Annotated in this window: 6 protein-coding genes and 1 pseudogene; 2 read left to right on the forward strand and 5 right to left on the reverse strand. The window is 60.1% G+C overall.

The window, feature by feature from the left end:
• Positions 1 to 59: 59 nt before the first annotated feature.
• Positions 60 to 2,869: pseudogene (locus IPQ13_05100) on the reverse strand (insulinase family protein).
• Between the two features lie 79 nt (positions 2,870 to 2,948).
• A complete protein-coding gene (locus tag IPQ13_05105) occupies positions 2,949 to 3,491 on the reverse strand; it encodes a uracil-DNA glycosylase family protein (protein ID MBL0210277.1) in 543 nt (180 codons plus the stop codon).
• 1,407 nt (positions 3,492 to 4,898) lie between these two features.
• Between IPQ13_05105 and IPQ13_05110 the strand changes: the two genes are divergently transcribed.
• Positions 4,899 to 10,799, forward strand: coding sequence for an immunoglobulin domain-containing protein (locus tag IPQ13_05110; GenBank protein MBL0210278.1), 5,901 nt, complete (start codon positions 4,899 to 4,901; stop codon positions 10,797 to 10,799).
• 305 nt (positions 10,800 to 11,104) lie between these two features.
• Here IPQ13_05110 and IPQ13_05115 read toward each other — a convergent pair whose 3' ends face one another.
• Both IPQ13_05115 and IPQ13_05120 read right to left on the reverse strand, forming a co-directional pair.
• A complete protein-coding gene (locus IPQ13_05115; GenBank protein ID MBL0210279.1) occupies positions 11,105 to 11,566 on the reverse strand; it encodes a VOC family protein in 462 nt (153 codons plus the stop codon).
• 22 nt (positions 11,567 to 11,588) lie between these two features.
• The gene (locus tag IPQ13_05120; GenBank protein MBL0210280.1) at positions 11,589 to 13,160 is read right to left on the reverse strand and encodes a hypothetical protein; all 1,572 of its coding nucleotides are present in this window, start codon (positions 13,158 to 13,160) and stop codon (positions 11,589 to 11,591) included.
• Positions 13,161 to 13,581: 421 nt separating this feature from the next.
• Here IPQ13_05120 and IPQ13_05125 point away from each other — a divergent pair, with 421 nt between their 5' ends.
• Positions 13,582 to 14,712 (forward strand): formylglycine-generating enzyme family protein, encoded by a 1,131-nt coding sequence (locus IPQ13_05125; GenBank protein MBL0210281.1) that lies wholly within the window; start codon positions 13,582 to 13,584, stop codon positions 14,710 to 14,712.
• Positions 14,713 to 15,120: 408 nt separating this feature from the next.
• On the opposite strand, the gene metH is transcribed toward IPQ13_05125, so the two are convergent.
• On the reverse strand, positions 15,121 to 18,585 hold the full coding sequence (metH, locus tag IPQ13_05130; protein ID MBL0210282.1) for a methionine synthase: 3,465 nt from the start codon (positions 18,583 to 18,585) through the stop codon (positions 15,121 to 15,123).
• Positions 18,586 to 18,887 lie beyond the last annotated feature (302 nt).

Raw genomic sequence — 18,887 nt, forward strand, 5'->3', positions numbered from 1 at the left:
AAAAGCGGCGCCCCCAACCCACAAAGGGATGCGCCGCTTTTCATAGAATGCCTGCCAGGCTATTTCTTGTTGGCCTTTGTGAAATCACCGGCCTTCACGATGTTCAGCTTGGCGGGATCAATGAACTTGCGCATGGACTCGAGGATCTGGTCGGCGCTGAGGTCGCCGATCTGCTTCTCCAGGTCGGCGCTGAAGGCCATGGTCCGGCCGTTGAACAGGTTGCCGGCCAGCCGCGAAGCCAGCTCCCGATCCTGGGAGCGGCTCACCTGCTGGGACTGGAGCCAGCCGCTCTTGGCGGCCTTGATCTCCTCGTCGGTGAATCCATCCTTCACGGCCTTGGCCATCTCATCCTTGAAGGCGGCTTCCAGCTTCTCCACGTTTCCTGGGTTGTAAATGGCGAAGGCGAAGAAAGCGCCCACGGCATCCTGGATGCCGCCGCGGAACTGGGAGCCCACCGAATAGCTGAGGCCTTCAGTGCGGCGGATCCGGGTCGCCAGCCGGGAATTCAGGAACCCGCCCCCGAGCATGAAGTTGCCGAGCACCAATGCGGGGTAGTCCGGGTCGGTGTCCTTGATCGCCAGGGGCATGGCCGCCAGAAAAAAGGCATTGGCCTTGTCCGGAGTTTCGATGGATCGGTTGATCACATCCACCTTGGCGATGCGGTCCACGATCCGCGCGACGGGCGACGGGCTCTTCCAGTCGCCCAGGGTCTCGTTGATCAGGGCCTGGATGCCTTTCGGATCGAAGTCGCCTACCAAAGCCAGCTCACCGGAAGATGCGCCGTAGAAGGTCTTGTAGAAGGCCTTGATATCGTCCAGTCCGGCGGCCTTGATCTCCGCCAGGCTTTCATCGATGGAATCCATGTGGCGCGGGTGGCCTTTGGGAAAGGCGTTCATGTGGATCTGGATGGCCATGCTGCCCTGGAAGGTGGGCTCGCTGCGCTGCTGTTCCAGTCCGTCGATCTGCTCGGTCTTGAGGGTCTCGAATTCCGACGCCGGGAAGGCAGGGTCCCTCAGCACCTGGACCAGCAAGCGAAGCGCCGCTGGAAGGTTTTCGCCGGTGGTCTCCACACTGGCTCTCACGGCTTCGTCGCCACCGGACAGCGAGACCTGGGCCTTGAGCTTGTCGAACTGGTCCTTGATTTCCGTGCGGCTCAGCTTGCTGGTGCCGCGCATGAGCATGCTGCCGGCCAGGAGCCCGCGGCGCCCTTGTTCATCAGGGCCTCTTCGCTGCCCAGGCGCAGGGTCAGGCTCGCCTGGACCGAGCCGCCGCGGGTCTTCTTGGGCAGCAGGGCCACCTTGAGGCCGGCGGGTGTGCTGAAGTGCGTCGTGCGGGCGTCGATGTTGGCCGGGCTGGCGTCGAAGGCCTCGCCTTGGGCCACCGCGGCCTGGCCTTTGTAGTCCTTCACCAGCTCCGCGACGCTGACGGGCGCGGGGATCTCGGCGCGATCAGGCGTGGCGCTCGGGATGAAGAGTCCCAGGGTGCGGTTCGAGGCCTTGAGGTATTTTTCCGCGGCGTTGCGCACGGCCACCGTGGTGACCTTCTTGATGCGGTCCCGCTGCAGGAAGAACAGGCGCCAATCGCCGGCCGCCACGTATTCGCTGAGTCCCAGGCCCAGCCGGTCGGACTGGTTTAAGATCAGCTCGTAGTGCTTGAGCTGGGAGGTCTTCGCCCGGTCGACTTCTTCCTGGGTCGCGGGATTGTTGGTGAATTCCTCCACGGTCTTGAGGAGGATGTCTTTTGCCTCTGCCAGATTGCCCTCCTTGGGGACCTGGGCGAAGAAACTGATGACCCCGGGCTCGAAGTAGGTGGCATTGTCGCCGAACACGAAGCTGGCCTTCTTGGTCTCCACCAGGGCCTTGTGGAGGCGGCCGGAAGGCGTTTCACCCAGCACCTGGGACAGCACATCCAGGGCCGGCGCATCCAGATCCCCGCCGGAGGGGGTGTGGTAGACCGCCGCTACCACCTGGACGTCGCCCGTGCGGCGCAGCGTCACGCTCCGCTCGCCGTCCTGGGTGGGGTCCAGCGTGTAGGTATTCTGGATCACGCGGGAGGGTTTCGGGATGCGGCCGAACCGCTCATTGATCATGCCGAGGGTCTTGGCCTCATCAAACTTGCCTGCCACCAGAAGCACGGCGTTGTCCGGCTGGTAGTAGTTGCGGTAGAAGGCCTGGAGCCGCTCGATGTTGACGTTTTCGAGGTCCGATTTCGCGCCGATGGTGGATTTGCCGTAGTTGTGCCACAGGTAGGCCGTGGACATCACGCGCTCCTGGAGCACGCCGATGGGATTGTTCTCTCCGGCCTCGAATTCGTTGCGTACTACGGTCATCTCAGAATCGAGATCCTTCTTGGCAATGAAGCTGTTGACCATGCGGTCGGATTCCAGGTCCAGGGCCCATTTCAGGTTCTCGTCGCTGGACTGGAAGGTTTCGAAGTAGTTGGTGCGGTCCAGCCAGGTGCTGCCGTTGGGCCGCGCCCCGTGCTCCGTCAGTTCCTTCGGAATGTCCCTGTGGGCCGGGGTCCCTTTGAACACCAGGTGCTCCAGCAGGTGGGCCATGCCGGTCTCGCCGTAGTTCTCGTGCCGGCTGCCCACCAGGTAGGTGATGTTCACCGTGATGGTGGCCTTGGACGGGTCCGGGAACAGCAGGACCCGGAGGCCGTTGGCCAGGCGATGCTCGGTGATGCCCTCCACGGAAGTGACCTTCACAGGGGACGGCAGAGGAGCCGCGAATCCGGTGCCGGCCTTCTGCACCACCGCCGTTTTGCCTTTGACCTTTTTGACGGGAGCCGCTGTCTGAGCCGCGCTTGGCAGGCCCGCGATCAACAGCGTTGAAAGGATGGAAAGCCTTGCTCGGGTAGAGAAGATCATCGGGGCTCCAAAGACTCGGCTCAAAGGCACGGAAACCCAGATTCCCACGGCTTACCTAGCAATCCAATGTTAAAGCTTGTTAAGAAACGCTCAGGAGCTCCGCCAGCCGGGCCCGCCAGGCTGATTCCAGGTCCGCCAGATGGAGCCCCTTGCCTTTGTTCGGGGCGCCCTGGAGCAGTCCTTGGGCGGATGGGTGGGGCAGGACGTGCAGTTCGAACTCCGGGGCATCCACGAGCCTGCCGAAGAGCCATTGGGCCCTTTTGCCCAGGGCGATGATCTTGAGCCGGGCCGGGCAAAGCGAGGCCGCCCGGGCCACATCGCCCCTGATGCGGGCCAGATTTTCTGGAGATCTCAATTCGGCATCGGTGGGAGCCCGGAAGGTCTGGCCGTCCTTGGTTGGGCAGATCGGGTAGGCATTGCCTAAAGCCGAACCCTGGAGGATGGGTGCCAGGCCGCGCTCTTTCAGGACCTTGCCATCCCAGGATTCCCAGGCCGCTTCGGGAACCTCGGCAAGGCCTGCCCTGGCAAGGGTTTGGTAGACAATTTTGCCGGCCCGGTCACCCCAAAACGGTATGCCGGATTGATCCGCCCCCCTGGGACCCGGCGCTTCGCCCACAAGCATCACCCATACCGGACCTGCCGTTGGAAAAAGTGGGGGTACTGGGACTTGTTGAATTCGAGGCATGGCACAAGGGTGCCACAGGCCTATGTTATTAGGTCACGGGAACGGAGGCTCCCCCCATGGCAAGCATCGGTACTCAGGAACCAGAAACCTACAGGGCTGTGGCTAGGTCACATCGTTTCACAGAATTAAGGCTTCCGCCCATGTTCTACATCCGCATGAGCTACCACGAGATCCCCCCCATGCTCACCGCCAGCGACCTGCCCGCCCCGGAAAAGTTCCACGAGCGCCTAGCCGCCTGGCTGATGAAGCAACATTAGGCGCAGTTAGACCCTGGCCAGCGTTTTTCTGGCCAGGGCCTTACTGCGCCTTATGTCGGCCGCAGGCCGACGCGATGGGTGGTGGACCGAGGAAAGTTGGAGGGTCGAGCCGCACCTCACCCGGTTCCCTGGCCAGCGTTTTTCTGGCCAGGGCCTTACTGCGCCTTATGTCGGCCAAGGCGCTCCAGGTGACGGGTGGTTCTCCAGACAGAGTCGAAGTCTGTGCAGCATAAAATACCGATCCCAGGCCGACGCGATGGATGGTGGACCGAGGAAAGTTGGAGGGTAGAGCTGAACATCACCCAGGTCCCTGGCCAGCGTTTTTCTGGCCAGGGCCTTACTGCGCCTCCAGCTGACGGACAGTCCACTGGACTGTCCTCCCGCTCTTCGCTTCGCTCAGTCGCGGAGCTGGAGCCTCTATGTCGGCCAAGACGTCTCAGGCGATGGTAGTTCTCCAGACAGAGTCGAAGCCTGTGCAGCATAAAATACCGATCCCAGGCCGACGCGATGGGTGGTGCTCCGAGGCATACGAGAGCCGAGGAGATCACCTACGCAGAAGCCAGCGTTTTATTGGCCAAGGTCTTAGGCGTCTCCGGCTGATGGACAGTCCACTGGCCTGTCCTCCCGCTCTTCGCTTCGCTCAGTCGCGGAGCTGGAGCCTCTATGTCGGCCAAGACGTTGCTGTCGAAGGGTGGTTCTGCGAAGAATGTGAGGGACGCTCAGATTCAAATACCGATCCCAGGCTGACGCGATGGGTGGTGCGCCTCGCAGCGCTGGTGCCACCACCACGAATGCACATGGTGCTTTTTATCTTGGTATCAGGCATTACAAATGCAGCAGGCTGATAACTCAATAGCGAAGCACAAGAGTCATTCCCCATTTCACCAAACGCGATCAAGCGACTCAACCTCAAACCCTCAGCAGAAGTCTGTCACAACCGGCTTGGTAGCTGCGGCCATGCATGCATACACTCAATTCAGTTGCCAAGAATCTGGGGCTATCAATTCTCTCTCAGCCCACGTCTCAACGGCTCCTGGCGTCGGTCGAATAGAGTCGATTCTCAGATTTTTCACGAATGGGGTTCTCCATGCAGCGAAGCATTCCGTATTCTCGGAACAAAGTCACCGTTGTTCTATGTACCTCGGCATTCCTTCTGACTCTTGGGTGTTCTGGTGGAGACGATAACGCTGCGAATGGATCCACACCCCAAAATGTCGCACCGGTCTTCACGGTCAATCCTCAGCCCCAATTCATAACTCTTGGACAAACGGCTACCTTCACAGTCGCTGCTTCAGGAACGCCAACGCCCTTGTACCAGTGGATGAAGAACGGCAATCAAATTTCAGGTGCCGTAGCGGCAACCTACACAACCACCGGCACAACGAAGCAGGATAATGATTCGAGCTTCAGCGTCATCGCTTCGAACGTTGCCGGGAGCACAACCTCAGCTTCTGCCGCGCTCCATGTCCAATGGGTACCAACGATAACCTTCAATCCCGTTTCGTTATCGGTCCCGGAGGGGCAACAGGCAAAATTCTCAGTAACCGCAGAGGGGAGTCCCTCGCCGAAATTTCAATGGCAACGGGAAGGCCAAGATATTCAAGGAGCAACCACTGGGACCTACACCATTCCAGCGGCAGGCAGTGGTGACAATCAGGCCTCATTTACCGTGGTTGTCAGCAACTCACTTGGACACCTGACCAGCAATCCAGCCGTGCTGACGGTGGTCCCCCTTGCCACTCCCCCTACGATCACCTCCCAGCCGACTGATCGACTAGTTACGGAAGGACAGTCAGCGTCTTTCAATGTCGCTGCCTCGGGCAGCACCCCGATGTCGTATCAATGGCAGAGGGATCAGAGTGATATCCTCGGCGCTGTCGCTGATACATGGATTCTCCCATCCGCTTCAATAAGTGATAGCGGGGCCCAGTTCCGATGCCATGTTAGTAATTCGGCGGGAAGCGTCTACTCGTCCCCGGCAAAACTGACCGTGAACCAGGCCGACAATCAGGCCCCCAGCACGCCGCTCATCACCACAGGGCCAACGTCGGCGGTGACCAAACACCAATACACCTACAACCTCTCATCCGTGGATCCAGAAGGGGATCCGATCACCTACTCGCTGGCCGTGGCCAATGCCGATGCGAGCATCACGGGCAATGTTTTGACTTATCGGCCTAGCACGCCATCATTTGGCGGCGCACCCATCAACACTACGCTGTCAGTGGTAGCCAAGGACTCCCATAACAACACTTCCCCAACTGGAACGATCACCGTCAACGTGATCGCCAATCGTGCGCCCGTCTTCACCAGTGGGAACACCCTCCAGGTGACAGGCGATGTTGCGACGGCGCCAAGCACCTTCAGGTACACAGCCACCGCAACAGATCCCGATACTGACACGGTCACATTTGCGGTGAGAGCAGGGTCCGTGTCGATCAAAGACAACGTAGGTTCCTACGTGGCTACTCCTTCGACCTGGACCGACGGACTACCCCCGATCTCAGGGGGCGTGGTGTCCTTCCCGAACCTGTCCATACCATCTGGAAAAACAGCGGTGAGGGTAACGTTCGCAGTCATAGCCCGTGACGTGGTTGCCTTCGGCGACAGTGATCCATCCGAGCGTGCCGTCACGGCGACGTACTCCACCGGAAACTTGGCTCCGATTATCACGAGCACATCGATACCGGGCGTGCCACAGAACCACGGGATCCCAGTCAATTCAGGCGTGCAGCCCTACCAATTCAGCGCTTCCGATTCGGTGGGCGATACCCTGACCTGGTCTTTGGTCACGGCTCCGGTGGGTTTTGCGCTCTCTTCGGCAGGCATGTTGACCTGGGCCTCGAATTTCGCGGCGGGAGCCGATTTCGCCGCCCGAAGCATCACCGTCAAGGTGACCGACCAGGGTGGCCTCTCGGATACAAAGACATTTCAGATCAACATCGTGCCGGACAGCAAGCCGATCTTTTCCGCACAAACATACACGGAGACCGTGACGAACGTGCAACTCCACGAACCTTCGAACCTTCGCCAGAAGATCACAGGCCACAGTTATTTCAATTTCCTGGACACAAATGCGGCGGACCGTGAGTACTACGCCGATCTGAACAATTCGATCAAGGGATGGCGCGCGGGCGTGACTGCGACAGACGCCGAGAACGACGTGATGGTGTACAGCGTGAAGCCGAATTCGGTGTTCCGATTCGGCGTGCCCTTCGGGCCCTACGGAACACCGAACGACTCAAATTCAGCCCCCGCGGGCGGCCGGTATCCATACATCGTTCCGGGTCCCGGGACGGATACTTCCTCCACGGGCGTGGTACGGAAGCCCGGTGAGATTGCATGGCGTCCAGGCTATGGCTTGGCGCTCCCAGGATCAGACGGATTAGTGCTAAACACGGGCATCAACGTAGATGCGGTGACCGGTGTTATAGATGGAATACCGGTGCACGATCCGGTGAACTGGTCGATCACGTTGTCTGCCCAAGAATTGGTAGGGACTTCTGCGATACCAGGCCAGTACAGCGAAATGTCATTATCAATCAAGGTTCAGCCGAACCATCAGCCAGCGATTGGAGCGTTGACGACCATCAACCTGCCAGCCATCACCGCAGGCGTTAACCTGGGAGCAGGCACGGCGGTGACGCCGAACATCGGCCGTCCATCAATCCAAGAGCCCGTGGCCAGCGACACGAGCACGCCAGGAACACCGAGCAAATGGATCTGGGCGATCGGAACGCCCGGAACGGCGGGCACGGACGCGAATATCGCGGATCCCAACACGATTCCGTTCCACGGCCACCAGGATGCGATCCAGGTATTCTTCGGAAACGCGCCGTATAACGCAGCCAATGGCATTGGTGTGTTGTTGGCTTTGGCAGGTAACTTCCCGGTTTCTGACGCGACGGGCAATTACCCGTCGGTGCTGACCTCAGGTTCGATCCCGAACGGCTTCTACAATCCTTGGCTCTCGGCAGTCACTCCGATGACCTATACGGTGAGTTGGGCGCCGATTCGCATCCAGTACCAGTTGGGACGATACTTGGCTTACGCCTACAGCGTGGCCAATGGCTACAGTTTCCCGGCGATGGTCGAGGATCAGTACACGCTGTCAAATTCCACAGCCGTAAACATCTTCCCGATCTTTGGCACAGTGAAATTCTTCAACAGCAGATTCAGGTTCCGCGCAGATCAGACCACTGACTATGCTGATGCGAACCGTGGCTCCTTCACAACTACCGGCAACACGGAAACCGCATACGCCGCTTCCACCACCAACTTCAACTACGTTCTGAGCTACCTACCTTGTGGTGTAAGCGTCACTTCATCCGAATGGATTGACGCCGCAACAACCGAAACCTATGGAGCCAATCTCTTCGGTAGCAGCACTGGCGTGGGCGCCCCAGCTTCAGGCACCGCGAACACCAACGGCACTGTGTTCTCTGCGGGGAACTGGCACACATTGGATGGCCGCAATGCTGGCCACAACCCGGGTTATCCCCCCAACCCCGTCAACGTCCTGATGGATCCGGCTACTCGTGCCGCTGCCGTTCCCGGCACATTAGCAGGGGGTACCCATACCTACACCCAATTCAAGGGTGGTGCAGTGGACGCCACCGGCGGCAATCCCAGTGCGGTTTCTGTCACCGTTTCTGGAGCCTATTCCAACAACGAAGTCTTGGCTCGGATGGTGCCCTCCAATAGTCCCTACCTCTTCATGTTGGGCAACGCGACTTCTCCCACCGCCATAGCAGATGGCTACAATGCGCCCCGCTACAAAGATTTCTGGCTTGAGGGCAGCCCACTGGACGACAGTTACGTGCCCCGCTGGTTTTATGGGAGGGCTCAAAGCGAAGTGGACTATAGCCGTGTAATTCCTGGCCGCCCGATTTTCTACTCAAGCAGCGCAGCCAATCCAATGTCCGAGAACGTGGACAACCTATCCACTTCGGCAACTCCGACCACGGGAGGTCGGTTGCGTATAAGTTTCACTTGGCCCACCCAGGTCACGAATACTGCCGCTGGCTACCCCGCCGCCGGAACCCCAGACACATTTAACGAACCCGACGTCATCCAGGTTGCAACTCCGAACTTGAGTGGCAACGCTCGATTCTTCTTTTCGGGCAACTATCCAGCCGCGGACTTGGTCTCTGGTGTTCCAAATCCACTCGCCACGCGTGAGGCAACTCCTGGTGCCAATAATTATTTCGGGAAGTTTGGTTTGACCACCGTGCCCAGCTACACCGCGGCTGGTGTCTCGACATCCACACCTCCGCATCAGCCCATTGCCGCTGTCACAAATTCCTTGTGGGTGCCCAACAACTCCGACAAAGCATTCAACTTCCCCAATGCCTACACCATGCCCGCGGGTGGTTCGGGTTACACGGACATCCCCTTCACCGGGATTCGGGGCTGGGTGGATCGCTTTGCGGTTACCCACTTGATCGGGGGCGGCATCGTTGGTACCGACGAGAACATCAGCAACTATCCAGGTTGGTGGTCCATTTTGAATGTTGCCCAAGTCCCAGGATTAAACCATTCCCTTACCGGCAATCTCCTGGACAACAATGCCAATCCCGCCCTCATCAGCACGGGAACCGGAGCAGATCGCACCTTTTTCGTTTGGATGAAGGCTGGCAACAATCAAACCGGCACTAACGGCGTCCTTTACAACAACGCATATGGCGCGTGGGCAGGCTCGATGTTGGCTGCCGGATCGCCTTCAGTGAAAGGCGGCGTCACCCTGGCACCGGGCTTCTCTATGACCAATAACGGTCTGACCGACCCATTCACACAGATTTCCTTCGCGTCGAACAATGGTTCGTTGCCTTACCCCAACCAGAGCCTGACGAGCAATACAGGGATCACCCAAGGCTGGAAGAGAGGCGATTTCGAACTTCTGCGTTCCCTTGTGGCAGCCCCGGCTCAGTTCGGCCTCGGTGCCCGCGCCCGCCTTGTAGATCCTTCGGTGGGCGTCACTGTTGCAGCCACCATGCGGCGTGGCCAGTTTGAGACCCCTGGGAGCGCCATCTTCGATAGCATTCCTCAGAACTCATTCGTGGTCTACGCGGTCAAGGATCGTGGCACTAAGACCACTCATAATGGTTCTAGCTACAGCAACCTCTTGGGCGAAGCAGGCCTTGAGCCCGGCTCTCCGGTCCTGGCTCAGTGGTGGAACACCGGCAATGGCGACATCACTCTGGGCAATTTCCCTTTGGTGGTGCAAGCCTATGCCAACGAGTTTATTCCGGCTGATTTCACCGAAGTCGTACACATCAACCACAATTTTGCTGCTGAGGTCATCTATCCCTCAAGCGCGACCCCAATCCTCACAGACAATGTCTACCGCTTGTACCCCCAGATCGGACTAATCGCCCCAAAAGGCCATACATTGTTGTCCAAGGCACAGGGCGTCACCCCCGTGGTCACACCGGTTCGCCAGTTGGCCATCAATGATCTCAAGATCAATACCGCAACTGGCACGACAGTGGCTGGTACCATGCTCGATCTCTTTAATGGCCAGGCTCAGGACCCCGCTACCGGAGCTCCCGCAAGCGGCTCACCCAGCTATAAGCTTGCTGATGGAAATGCCACGGGCGTTGGTGACTTCCGTTTGAATGGGTACTCGAATGTTCAAATCACCTTCAAGCCGGCAGTGTCCGACTTGCGACATCCGAGTGGCTATGTGGTCACGCTCTACAGGGTAGATAACAGCGTGATCGTGGTGCAGGGTGAATGGCGAATGGGCCACCTTGGTGGAGTGGGCATGCTCCAGACGCTGAATCTCCCAGCCTTTGTGAACCTTGACCATTTCAACCACACTCCTGGCAACACTGCAGCCTATGCAATCAAGGTTCGGAACGTGTGGTACGAAGGTACCGAAGGCGCGAGCGGCCACAGCCGCGATCTGGGTAAGGAACCCTGGGCGATCCGCTTTCCCATGGCCTATGCCGATGTCGTCTCTGGCGCATTTCTAGTGGCCTTTTAATGAAGAGGGGAACCGACACTGTTCTCATTAGTCAACTCGATCTTCGTTCTTAGCGGACTAAATCCAGTCCGACACGAGGCCAGCTACGAGCACACTGGCCGCGTCGCAGTCGCTCAACACCCGTGGATACCCACATGGGACTGATGGAAACACCCATCAAGGCCGATCTTTCCAATCATTTGATGGAGTGGCCGGAGTAGCGGGTGCGACGATCGCCACTACACCTACCCGACTATCAGACGCATCCAAGTATCGGCCGCAGACCGCCTTGAGGGTGATGTCCCGCAGAAGGTAGCAGAACCTCGCTAGGCCTCCTCGTAGGCCCTCTCCAGCGTGGCTACGTCCAGCTTCACCATCTTCATCATCGCCGCCATGACCCCTTGAACCTTCCTGGGGTTCGGGTCAGCGATCAGCTCCATGAAGCGCCGGGGGACGATCTGCCAGGTGACGCCGAAAGGATCGGTGATCCAGCCGCACTGGGAGGGCGTCGCTTCCGCGCTGACCAGCTTGTCCCAGTATCGGTCGACCTCGGCCTGGTCCTCGCAATCCACGAAGAGCGAAAAGCCTTGCGAAAACGTGAAGTACGGGCCGCCGTTGTAGCCCATGAAGGTCTGGCCGCCGACCACGAACTCGGCGGACGTGATGGGGCCGTCCTGGCCTGAACGCGAGATGCGCCGAACCTCTGAATCCGGGAAGGTCGCGGTGTAGAACGCGATCGCAGCTTCGAGCTGGTCGTTGAACATCAGGAACGGGGTCACTTTGGTCATGGTTGCCTCGCGTGGTGGGACTTCAACGGAACTCGTAATCGTAGAAGCAATCGCCGATGCCGCCAGGGGTGGCGACGTTGATCCAGATGGTGAATGTCTGGCCAGGCCGCCCTCCCGGCATGGGCGGGAGTTCCATTTTCACTGGACTGCTGTCCTTTGCGTTGGGATTGTCCCCACCGTGGCCGATGGAGCCACCCCCCACCGATGCCTGGGAGTTGAAATAAACGTAAAAACTACATGGAAGGCTCAGTGGAACAAAGGTGTGCTCCAACGAAAGGTTGAGATTCAAGGCGATGCGTTCGCCCGGGCGCAGCGTTGCCGGGAGGGCATTCCAGGTGATCCGGCCGGTGGCGCTTCCGGAACTCGCCTTCCCCCAGGCCGGGTTGTTTCCGCAGTTCACGAATTGGCAGGTTCCGATGGCGGTGCCAGCCCCGAGCGAGAGGGTGTGCTTCGGGTAGCAGGCGCTGTCCCCTCCGGATTGTCCGAGGGGACGGGTCCTCTTCAGCACCCAGGCTCCCCCGCTGGAGATCGACGGTACGCCAACGGGACTGGGGGGCGGTTGGGGCGTTCTGGCCTTGACGGGCGGGGGCAGAGGGGTGGAAGCCGTGGGCTTGGCCGGTGGTAGGACCTCGACCCGGCAAGTGGCTTCGGTGGACTTCCGCCCGAGGCGGTCCATGGCCACGACCGTGACCACTTCCGACACCGTCGCCGTCCGTTTCAGGACCGGACCGCGGCCAGGCAGCGACTGCCCTCCGGCATACCAGAAGAAGGTGTAGCGATCCGAGATGTCCAGCCCGGGAGTGGGGTCGTAGAATTCGCCGCCCACGGGCTTCGCGATCACGGTGTAGGACTGGCCGCTCACCACCGTGGCTTTGTATGGGGAAACCGTGACCTTGAAATCTGCACGCTCAAGCAACTTGTCCACGGAGCGGAGCATTTTCTGAACGTCTGCCGAGGCCTGGGCCAGGGTGGTTCCGTCCGAAAAAGTCATGGCTCCATGCTTCAGCGTCTGATAGTCGTAGCGGTACTTTTCAAAGCCCCGCAGCAGTTCCCTGAGACGCTTGGCCTCCTCCTCCCGCTGCCATTCCGACTTCGCCTGGAGCACCCGGTCCGACTGTTTCACGATCCATTCCCGATAGGCCTGGAAGCCAACCCGCCAGGCTTCGACTTCGGTCGGGTAGCCGGCGCCAACCCGACTGATGATCTCCGACCACCCCTGGCTGAAATGACTCTGGGCAAGGTGCGTTCGTTCGTGGCGGATCGACGCGGCCAGGTCAGCCACAGCCCTCCATCGTTTGACGGGATCCCTGTCCATGAACTGGTCCACGGTGGTTGAATTCACAAAGACGTTGTCCTGCCTGTCCACCCCGGCGGGATCGGGGGACGGTTTGAAGTAAAGCCGTTTTGCCTGAAAGGCTTTCTGCACCCAATCGCGCTCCTCCTCGGTGCCGTACTGTTTATAGAAACCCGCCAAGGCCTCGATCACCTTGGCTTGCTGCTCGGGGCTGCCGGTCTGCGCCAGACCGGCCGTCGGCAGGACGAGAACCATTAGGCAGATGCGCTTCCATCCAAAGGCGCCGTACTTTGCTCGCATCCGCAGACCTCCGATGTCGAATGGTCCGGCCCATCGATCCTGCCGGGTTGGGGATGGCACCACCTGGGAGTCCCAGCCGCTGCGGGAGAGGATGCAGCGGCGGGGACAGGGGATTCAACCGCTCCATTTTGAATCGGCCTTCGTGCAGATTGGTTGGATTTTGAAGATTTAATTCAAGAATCAATGACTGAAAAACTCGCGCGCAAGGCATTCTCGATCACCGTGGATCGCGGAAACCCGCCTTTCTCTTGACCTTGAGCTTTGCAGGGCGTATCAACAGCTAGGAACTGCCCATGCCCACGCCTCGGAGGGACACATCTGCCAGCTACGCCTCCTTTCACCCCCAGATGGGTGATTTAAATAGTGCTTTTAAAACCCTATACACAGTTTCAATGTATTCAACGGTTGCAAGAGGAAATTCATGATGGCCTGGACACATTTCGGAGCACTGCAAATGGGGCTGTTGCTTGCTTTGCTAACCGCCTGCGGGAGCGGCGGCACGCCATCACAATCAACCGTTCCTGCTCCAACCATTATGGCATTCAACGCCATGCCCTCGACCATCCCAGCAGGGAACACCTCAACGCTGGCTTACACCTTCACCAATGGCACTGGCGCCATCAACCCTGCTATCGGCAGCGTCACCAGCGGGGGCAGCACGCCAATTACGCCCAGTGGCACGATTACGTACACCTTGACTGTGACCAACACGGCTGGAGCCAGCGTCACGGCCACTGCCAAGGTAACGGTGGATGGTGGGGGCACCTTTACGGTCCAGATCCCCGATGCATCAAACCCTGGTCACACGGTCCCTATGGACTTCGTGTTGATTCCCGCTGGGACCTTCATCATGGGCTCCGACAATCCTCTGGACACTTGGGGCGAGTCCTTTTCCAAACCAACCCACACAGTAACGATCAGTCAGCCGTTCTATCTGGCGAAGTATGAATGCACGCAGGAACAGTACAGGGCGGTTATGAACGCGAATCCGAGCCACTTCCAAACGGTGGGAGGCGGGTCGACTGTGGATGATTTCACGAGACCAGTGGAGATGGTGAGATGGGACGATATCAGGAGGCCCACCACGGGTTTCCTGGCCAAACTTGCGGCGGCGGTACCGGGGCAAATCTTCCGCTTACCCACAGAAGCGGAATGGGAATACGCCTGCCGCGCGGGCACAACGACAGCCTATAGTTTCGGTGAAGACAATATCCCCAATGTCTCGTACTTGACCCAATACGGGTGGTTTCAGGGAATCAGCGATTCTCGAACGCATCCTGTCGGCTCCAAGTGGCCCAATCCATGGGGCCTGTATGACATGCACGGCAACGTGTGGGAGTGGAATGAAGACGACAGGCACTTGGACTACACAGGTGCTCCGATCACGGGAAATCCGTGGATCGATGTGCCAGTGCGGGGCGAGTATCGGATGTATCGCGGAGGCAGCTGGGTCGAAGGGCGCCAGGCCTCGCGATCCGCGCTTCGTGATTTTGATTCGTTGTTCGGCCGTTTCTACAATCGGGGCTTCCGCCTCGTGTGCACCGTACCTTGAGTCTGTTCTGGGGCTTGAATAATTGGACACCCGCAACGGACTACCCGACTGACTTGTGGGATCAGAGCGGGTGAACCTGGCCTGCTAAGGAGCAGCGGTGTTCATGTGTACGATGTATCGCGGTTCCAGAGCGGAATAGCGCACCCGACGATCAATCCGAAACAAAATTCCTGGCGGAATATCCCTCGGTCCTTTCCGAATCGAGAAACCGAAATCCCCGTAATCCTGCTACCCAGGTGAATCTGGAACCTACCGCGTGACGATCCTATCGATCCGCTTTTCCTAGAACGGTCCAGGCCGCTATACACCCTCAGAACGCCGCCATAACCGCCCCAACGCCATCCGCTCCAGGCTATTCACGATCGGAGCCAAGAGTTGCATCGATTTGTTCAGTCATCGGCATTGGTCCTACACCGAAAAGTACCTCGCCTGCGGGTGCCATGCGATCAGGGCCGAGGTGGTGTACTCCGGGTCCATCTGGAAGCTGTCGGTCATGTGGATGCCGATACGCGAACCCTCCAACAGTTCCAGGATGGGGCCGTTGCCCTCCAGGTCCGGGCAGGCCGGGTAGCCGTAGGAATAGCGCGAACCCTGGTAGCCCTGGCTGAAGAGCTGGCGAAGGTTTTCCGAGTCCCGGCGATGGATGCCCAGCTCCCGCCGGATCTGCGCGTGCAGCCGCTCGGCGTAGGCTTCGGTGAGCTCCGTGGCGAGGCCGTGGAAATAGAAATAATCGCGGTAGGAATCGGCCTTGTAGAGTTGCGCGGCAAATTCCGCCGCCTTCTGTCCCAGGGTGACCACCTGCACGGCAAGGACGTCCAGCTTGCCGCTGGCTTCAGGCAAAAAGAAATCCGCGATGCAGAGCCTGCGCCCCGCGGCCTGGCGGGGGAAGGGCAGCCGGGCGATCACCCGGCGCTGGCCGGGCGGCACGGAAGCATCGGTGTCCGGCGCGTAGAGCAGCAACCCATCGCCCTGGGCGCAGACGGGGAAATAGCCATAGGAAGCTTTGGGCCTAAGGATATCCTCCGTCGACAACCGCGCCTTCCAGCGGGCCAGCACCGGCGCGGCCTTGCCCCGCAGCGTGGCCTCGAAGGCTTCATTGCTGAGCATGCCCTGGGTGAAACCCCAGCGATTCCGCATCACCGCGAACTCGTCCAGGAAGCCGAACAGCTCTCCCATGGAATGCTCCGCTTCTCGCACACCCCAGAAGGGCGGGGTCGGCGGCTCCGCATCCCGGCGCACCCAGGAGCTTTGGCCATCGGGCGTCAGAGGCACGGCGCTGCCGCCTTTTCGCAGCACCTTGATGCCAGCGGAGGCCGAAGGCAAGGATTCCGAGGCGGCGAGGAGTTCGCCTACCCGGCCTTCGCTGATGGCGCGGATCTGTGCCAGGCCTTCGAAGGCGTCTGCTGCGTAAAGCACGGGCCCGCCGTAGACGCTGCGGCAATCCTTGGTCACGTAGTCCCGGGTGAGCGCGGCGCCGCCGAGGATGACGGGGATCCTGTGCTCCAGCTCCTTCATCAGGATCAGGTTTTCGCGCATGACCACCGTGGACTTCACGAGCAGGCCCGATAGTCCGATGGCGTCCGCGGGCCAGGCTTCCAGGGCCTTCAGGATGTCCTCGATGGGCTGCTTGATGCCCAGGTTCTTCACCTCGAAGCCGTTGTTCGTGAGGATGATGTCCACCAGGTTTTTGCCGATGTCGTGGACGTCGCCCTTCACGGTGGCGAGCAGGATGCGGCCCTTCTTGGTGTTGGCATCCTTCGGCAGATGAGGTTCGATGCGGCGGATGGCCGCCTTCATGGCCTCGGCGCTCTCCAGCACGAAGGGCAATTGCATTTCCCCGGCGCCGAAGCGGTCGCCGACGATCTTCATGGCCGGCAGCAGCACATGGTTGATGAGGTGGAGCGGCTCGAACGCCAGCAGCGCATCATCCACGTGGGCGAGGATGGCGACCTTCTCGCCGTCGATGATGTCCGCCTGCAACCGCGCTTCGGTGCTGAGTTTGGTCGTGTCCACCTTGGCGGTCATGACCTCGCGGCCCGATGCGAATGCCGCCAGCACAGCTTTCAGCGGATCGTAATTGTCGGCGCGCCGGTCGAAGATGAGATCTTCCACCATGCGCCGCTCCTCCAAGGGGATCTTGGCGACCGGGAGCACCTTGGACGAATTGAAGATGGCCAGGTCCAGGCCCGCCTGCACCGCGTGGTAGAGCATCAGCGCGTTGAGCACATGGCGGGTGGCGGGATTGAGGCCGAAACTCACATTGCTGACGCCCAGCATGGTGAGCATGCCAGGGAATAGCTTCTTGATGTCGCGGATGGCATCCAGCGTTTCCACGGCGCTCCGGCGGAATTCCTCATCGCCGCTGCCCAGGGTGAAGGTCAGCGGATCGATGATGAGATCCGAGGGCGGGAAGCCGTAGTCGCCCACCACCAGGCCGTACAGCCGTCCCGCCACGGCGACCTTCTGTTCCCGGGTCTTGGCCATGCCCGTTTCGTCGATGGTGAGGGCCACCACCGCCGCGCCGTAGTCGCGGCAGAGATCCAGGATCCTGCGGGCCTTGGTTTCGCCATCCTCGAAGTTGATGGAGTTCACCACGCACTTGCCCGGCGCCAGTTGCAGGGCCCTTTCGATGACATTCACTTCGGTGCTGTCGATCATCAGGGGCAGGGTTGTCTGCGTGATGGCGCGCCTGAGGAACTGCTCCATGTCGCGGACTTCATCACGGCCCACGTAGGCTGTGCAGACGTCCAGCATGTGGGCGCCCTCGCGCTGCTGGTCGCGCGCGATTCCCACCAGGCCGTCGTAGTCCTCGAGGGCGAGGAGATCCCGGAATTTCCTCGATCCGTTGGCGTTGGTGCGCTCGCCGACGATGAGGGGCGCGGGCTCCTGGTGCAGCGTGACGCTCTGGTACAGGCTCGAAACGCTGCGCTCTGGGTTGCCCTGGCGGGGGCGGGCCTTGAGTTCGCCCAGGCGTCCAGCCAGCACTTTGATGTGAGCTGGAGTCGTACCGCAGCAGCCGCCGATGATGTTCAATCCGAATTCCTTGGCTGCATGGAGCACCCGGTCCGCGAAAGCCTCGGGTCCCAGCGGATAGACAACCTGGCCGCCCACATTGGCGGGCAGACCCGCATTGGGAAGGCAGGAGATCGGCAACGGTGAATTCTCGGCCAGGTGGGCCAGATGGGCATGCATTTCATCGGGCCCCGTAGCGCAATTCATGCCCAGCACGTTGATGCCCAGGCGTTCCATGGTCGTGAGCACCGAGGCGATGTCCGTCCCCACGAGCAGGGTTCCGGTGGTTTCCACCGTGGCCTGGACCCAGATGGGAATTTTGACCTTCAGCTCCGCCATTGCAGCGTGGGCGGCGCGGGTGGCGGTCTTCATCTGGCCCAGGTCCTGGCAAGTCTCGATAAGGATGGCGTCCGCGCCGCCTTCCAAGAGACCGAGCATCTGCTGCCGGTAGCTTTCGAAAAGCGCGCCGACTTCGATCTGGCCCAGGGAAAGCAGCTTGGTGCCAGGCCCCACGGAGCCAATGACGAATTTCGGAACGGTGTATTGCCGGGCGACGTCCTTCGCCAGCCGGGCGGCGATGGTATTCATCTCGCGGGTGCGGTGGGCAAGGCCGAATTCCGCCAGCACCACTTCGTTGGCCCCGAAGGTGTTGGTCTCCACCGCATCGGCGCCGGCATCGAAATAATTGGCGTGGATGGCGCGGATCCACTCGGGCCGCCGCTCGTTGAGCAGTTCCATGCAGCCATCCGTGAGCTTGCCGCCGAAATCCTCCACGGTCGGGTTGTTGGCAAGGATCTGCGTGCCCATGCCGCCATCCAGCAGCAGGACGCGCTCGCGCATGAGATCGGTGATCGTGGGCATGGGTCAACAGCCGAGGAGAAATTTTGAACCACAGATGAACACAGATGAACACGGATGCAGGTGCGTGGATATCGACTCCGGCATAGAGCATGGGACAACCGGTTTGGGGGCGGCGGCGACCTCGCGCTTGGGTGCGGAATCGCCGCCGCCCCCAAACCCGCGCGACGAATGTCGCACGGCCCCGGCAAAGCCGGGGCGGGCCCATGCGAAGCTTAAGTCGAGATTGCTCCTCCCTACTGTCTTGGCGCTGTCGTGGTTCATCTGGTCACCGAAATTCGGACGGTAGATGCCACCGAGAACGC

The organism is Holophagaceae bacterium (assembly GCA_016720465.1).
Lineage (GTDB): Bacteria > Acidobacteriota > Holophagae > Holophagales > Holophagaceae > JANXPB01.

Bases quoted from the DNA above. Each gene is read 5' to 3' on its own strand.
- IPQ13_05105 (MBL0210277.1), bottom strand. From the start codon at position 3,491: ATGCTTGTGGGCGAAGCGCCGGGTCCCAGGGGGGCGGATCAATCCGGC.
- IPQ13_05125 (MBL0210281.1), top strand. From the start codon at position 13,582: ATGATGGCCTGGACACATTTCGGAGCACTGCAAATGGGGCTGTTGCTT.
- IPQ13_05115 (MBL0210279.1), bottom strand. From the start codon at position 11,566: ATGACCAAAGTGACCCCGTTCCTGATGTTCAACGACCAGCTCGAAGCT.
- metH (MBL0210282.1), bottom strand. From the start codon at position 18,585: ATGCCCACGATCACCGATCTCATGCGCGAGCGCGTCCTGCTGCTGGAT.
- IPQ13_05110 (MBL0210278.1), top strand. From the start codon at position 4,899: ATGCAGCGAAGCATTCCGTATTCTCGGAACAAAGTCACCGTTGTTCTA.
- IPQ13_05120 (MBL0210280.1), bottom strand. From the start codon at position 13,160: ATGCGAGCAAAGTACGGCGCCTTTGGATGGAAGCGCATCTGCCTAATG.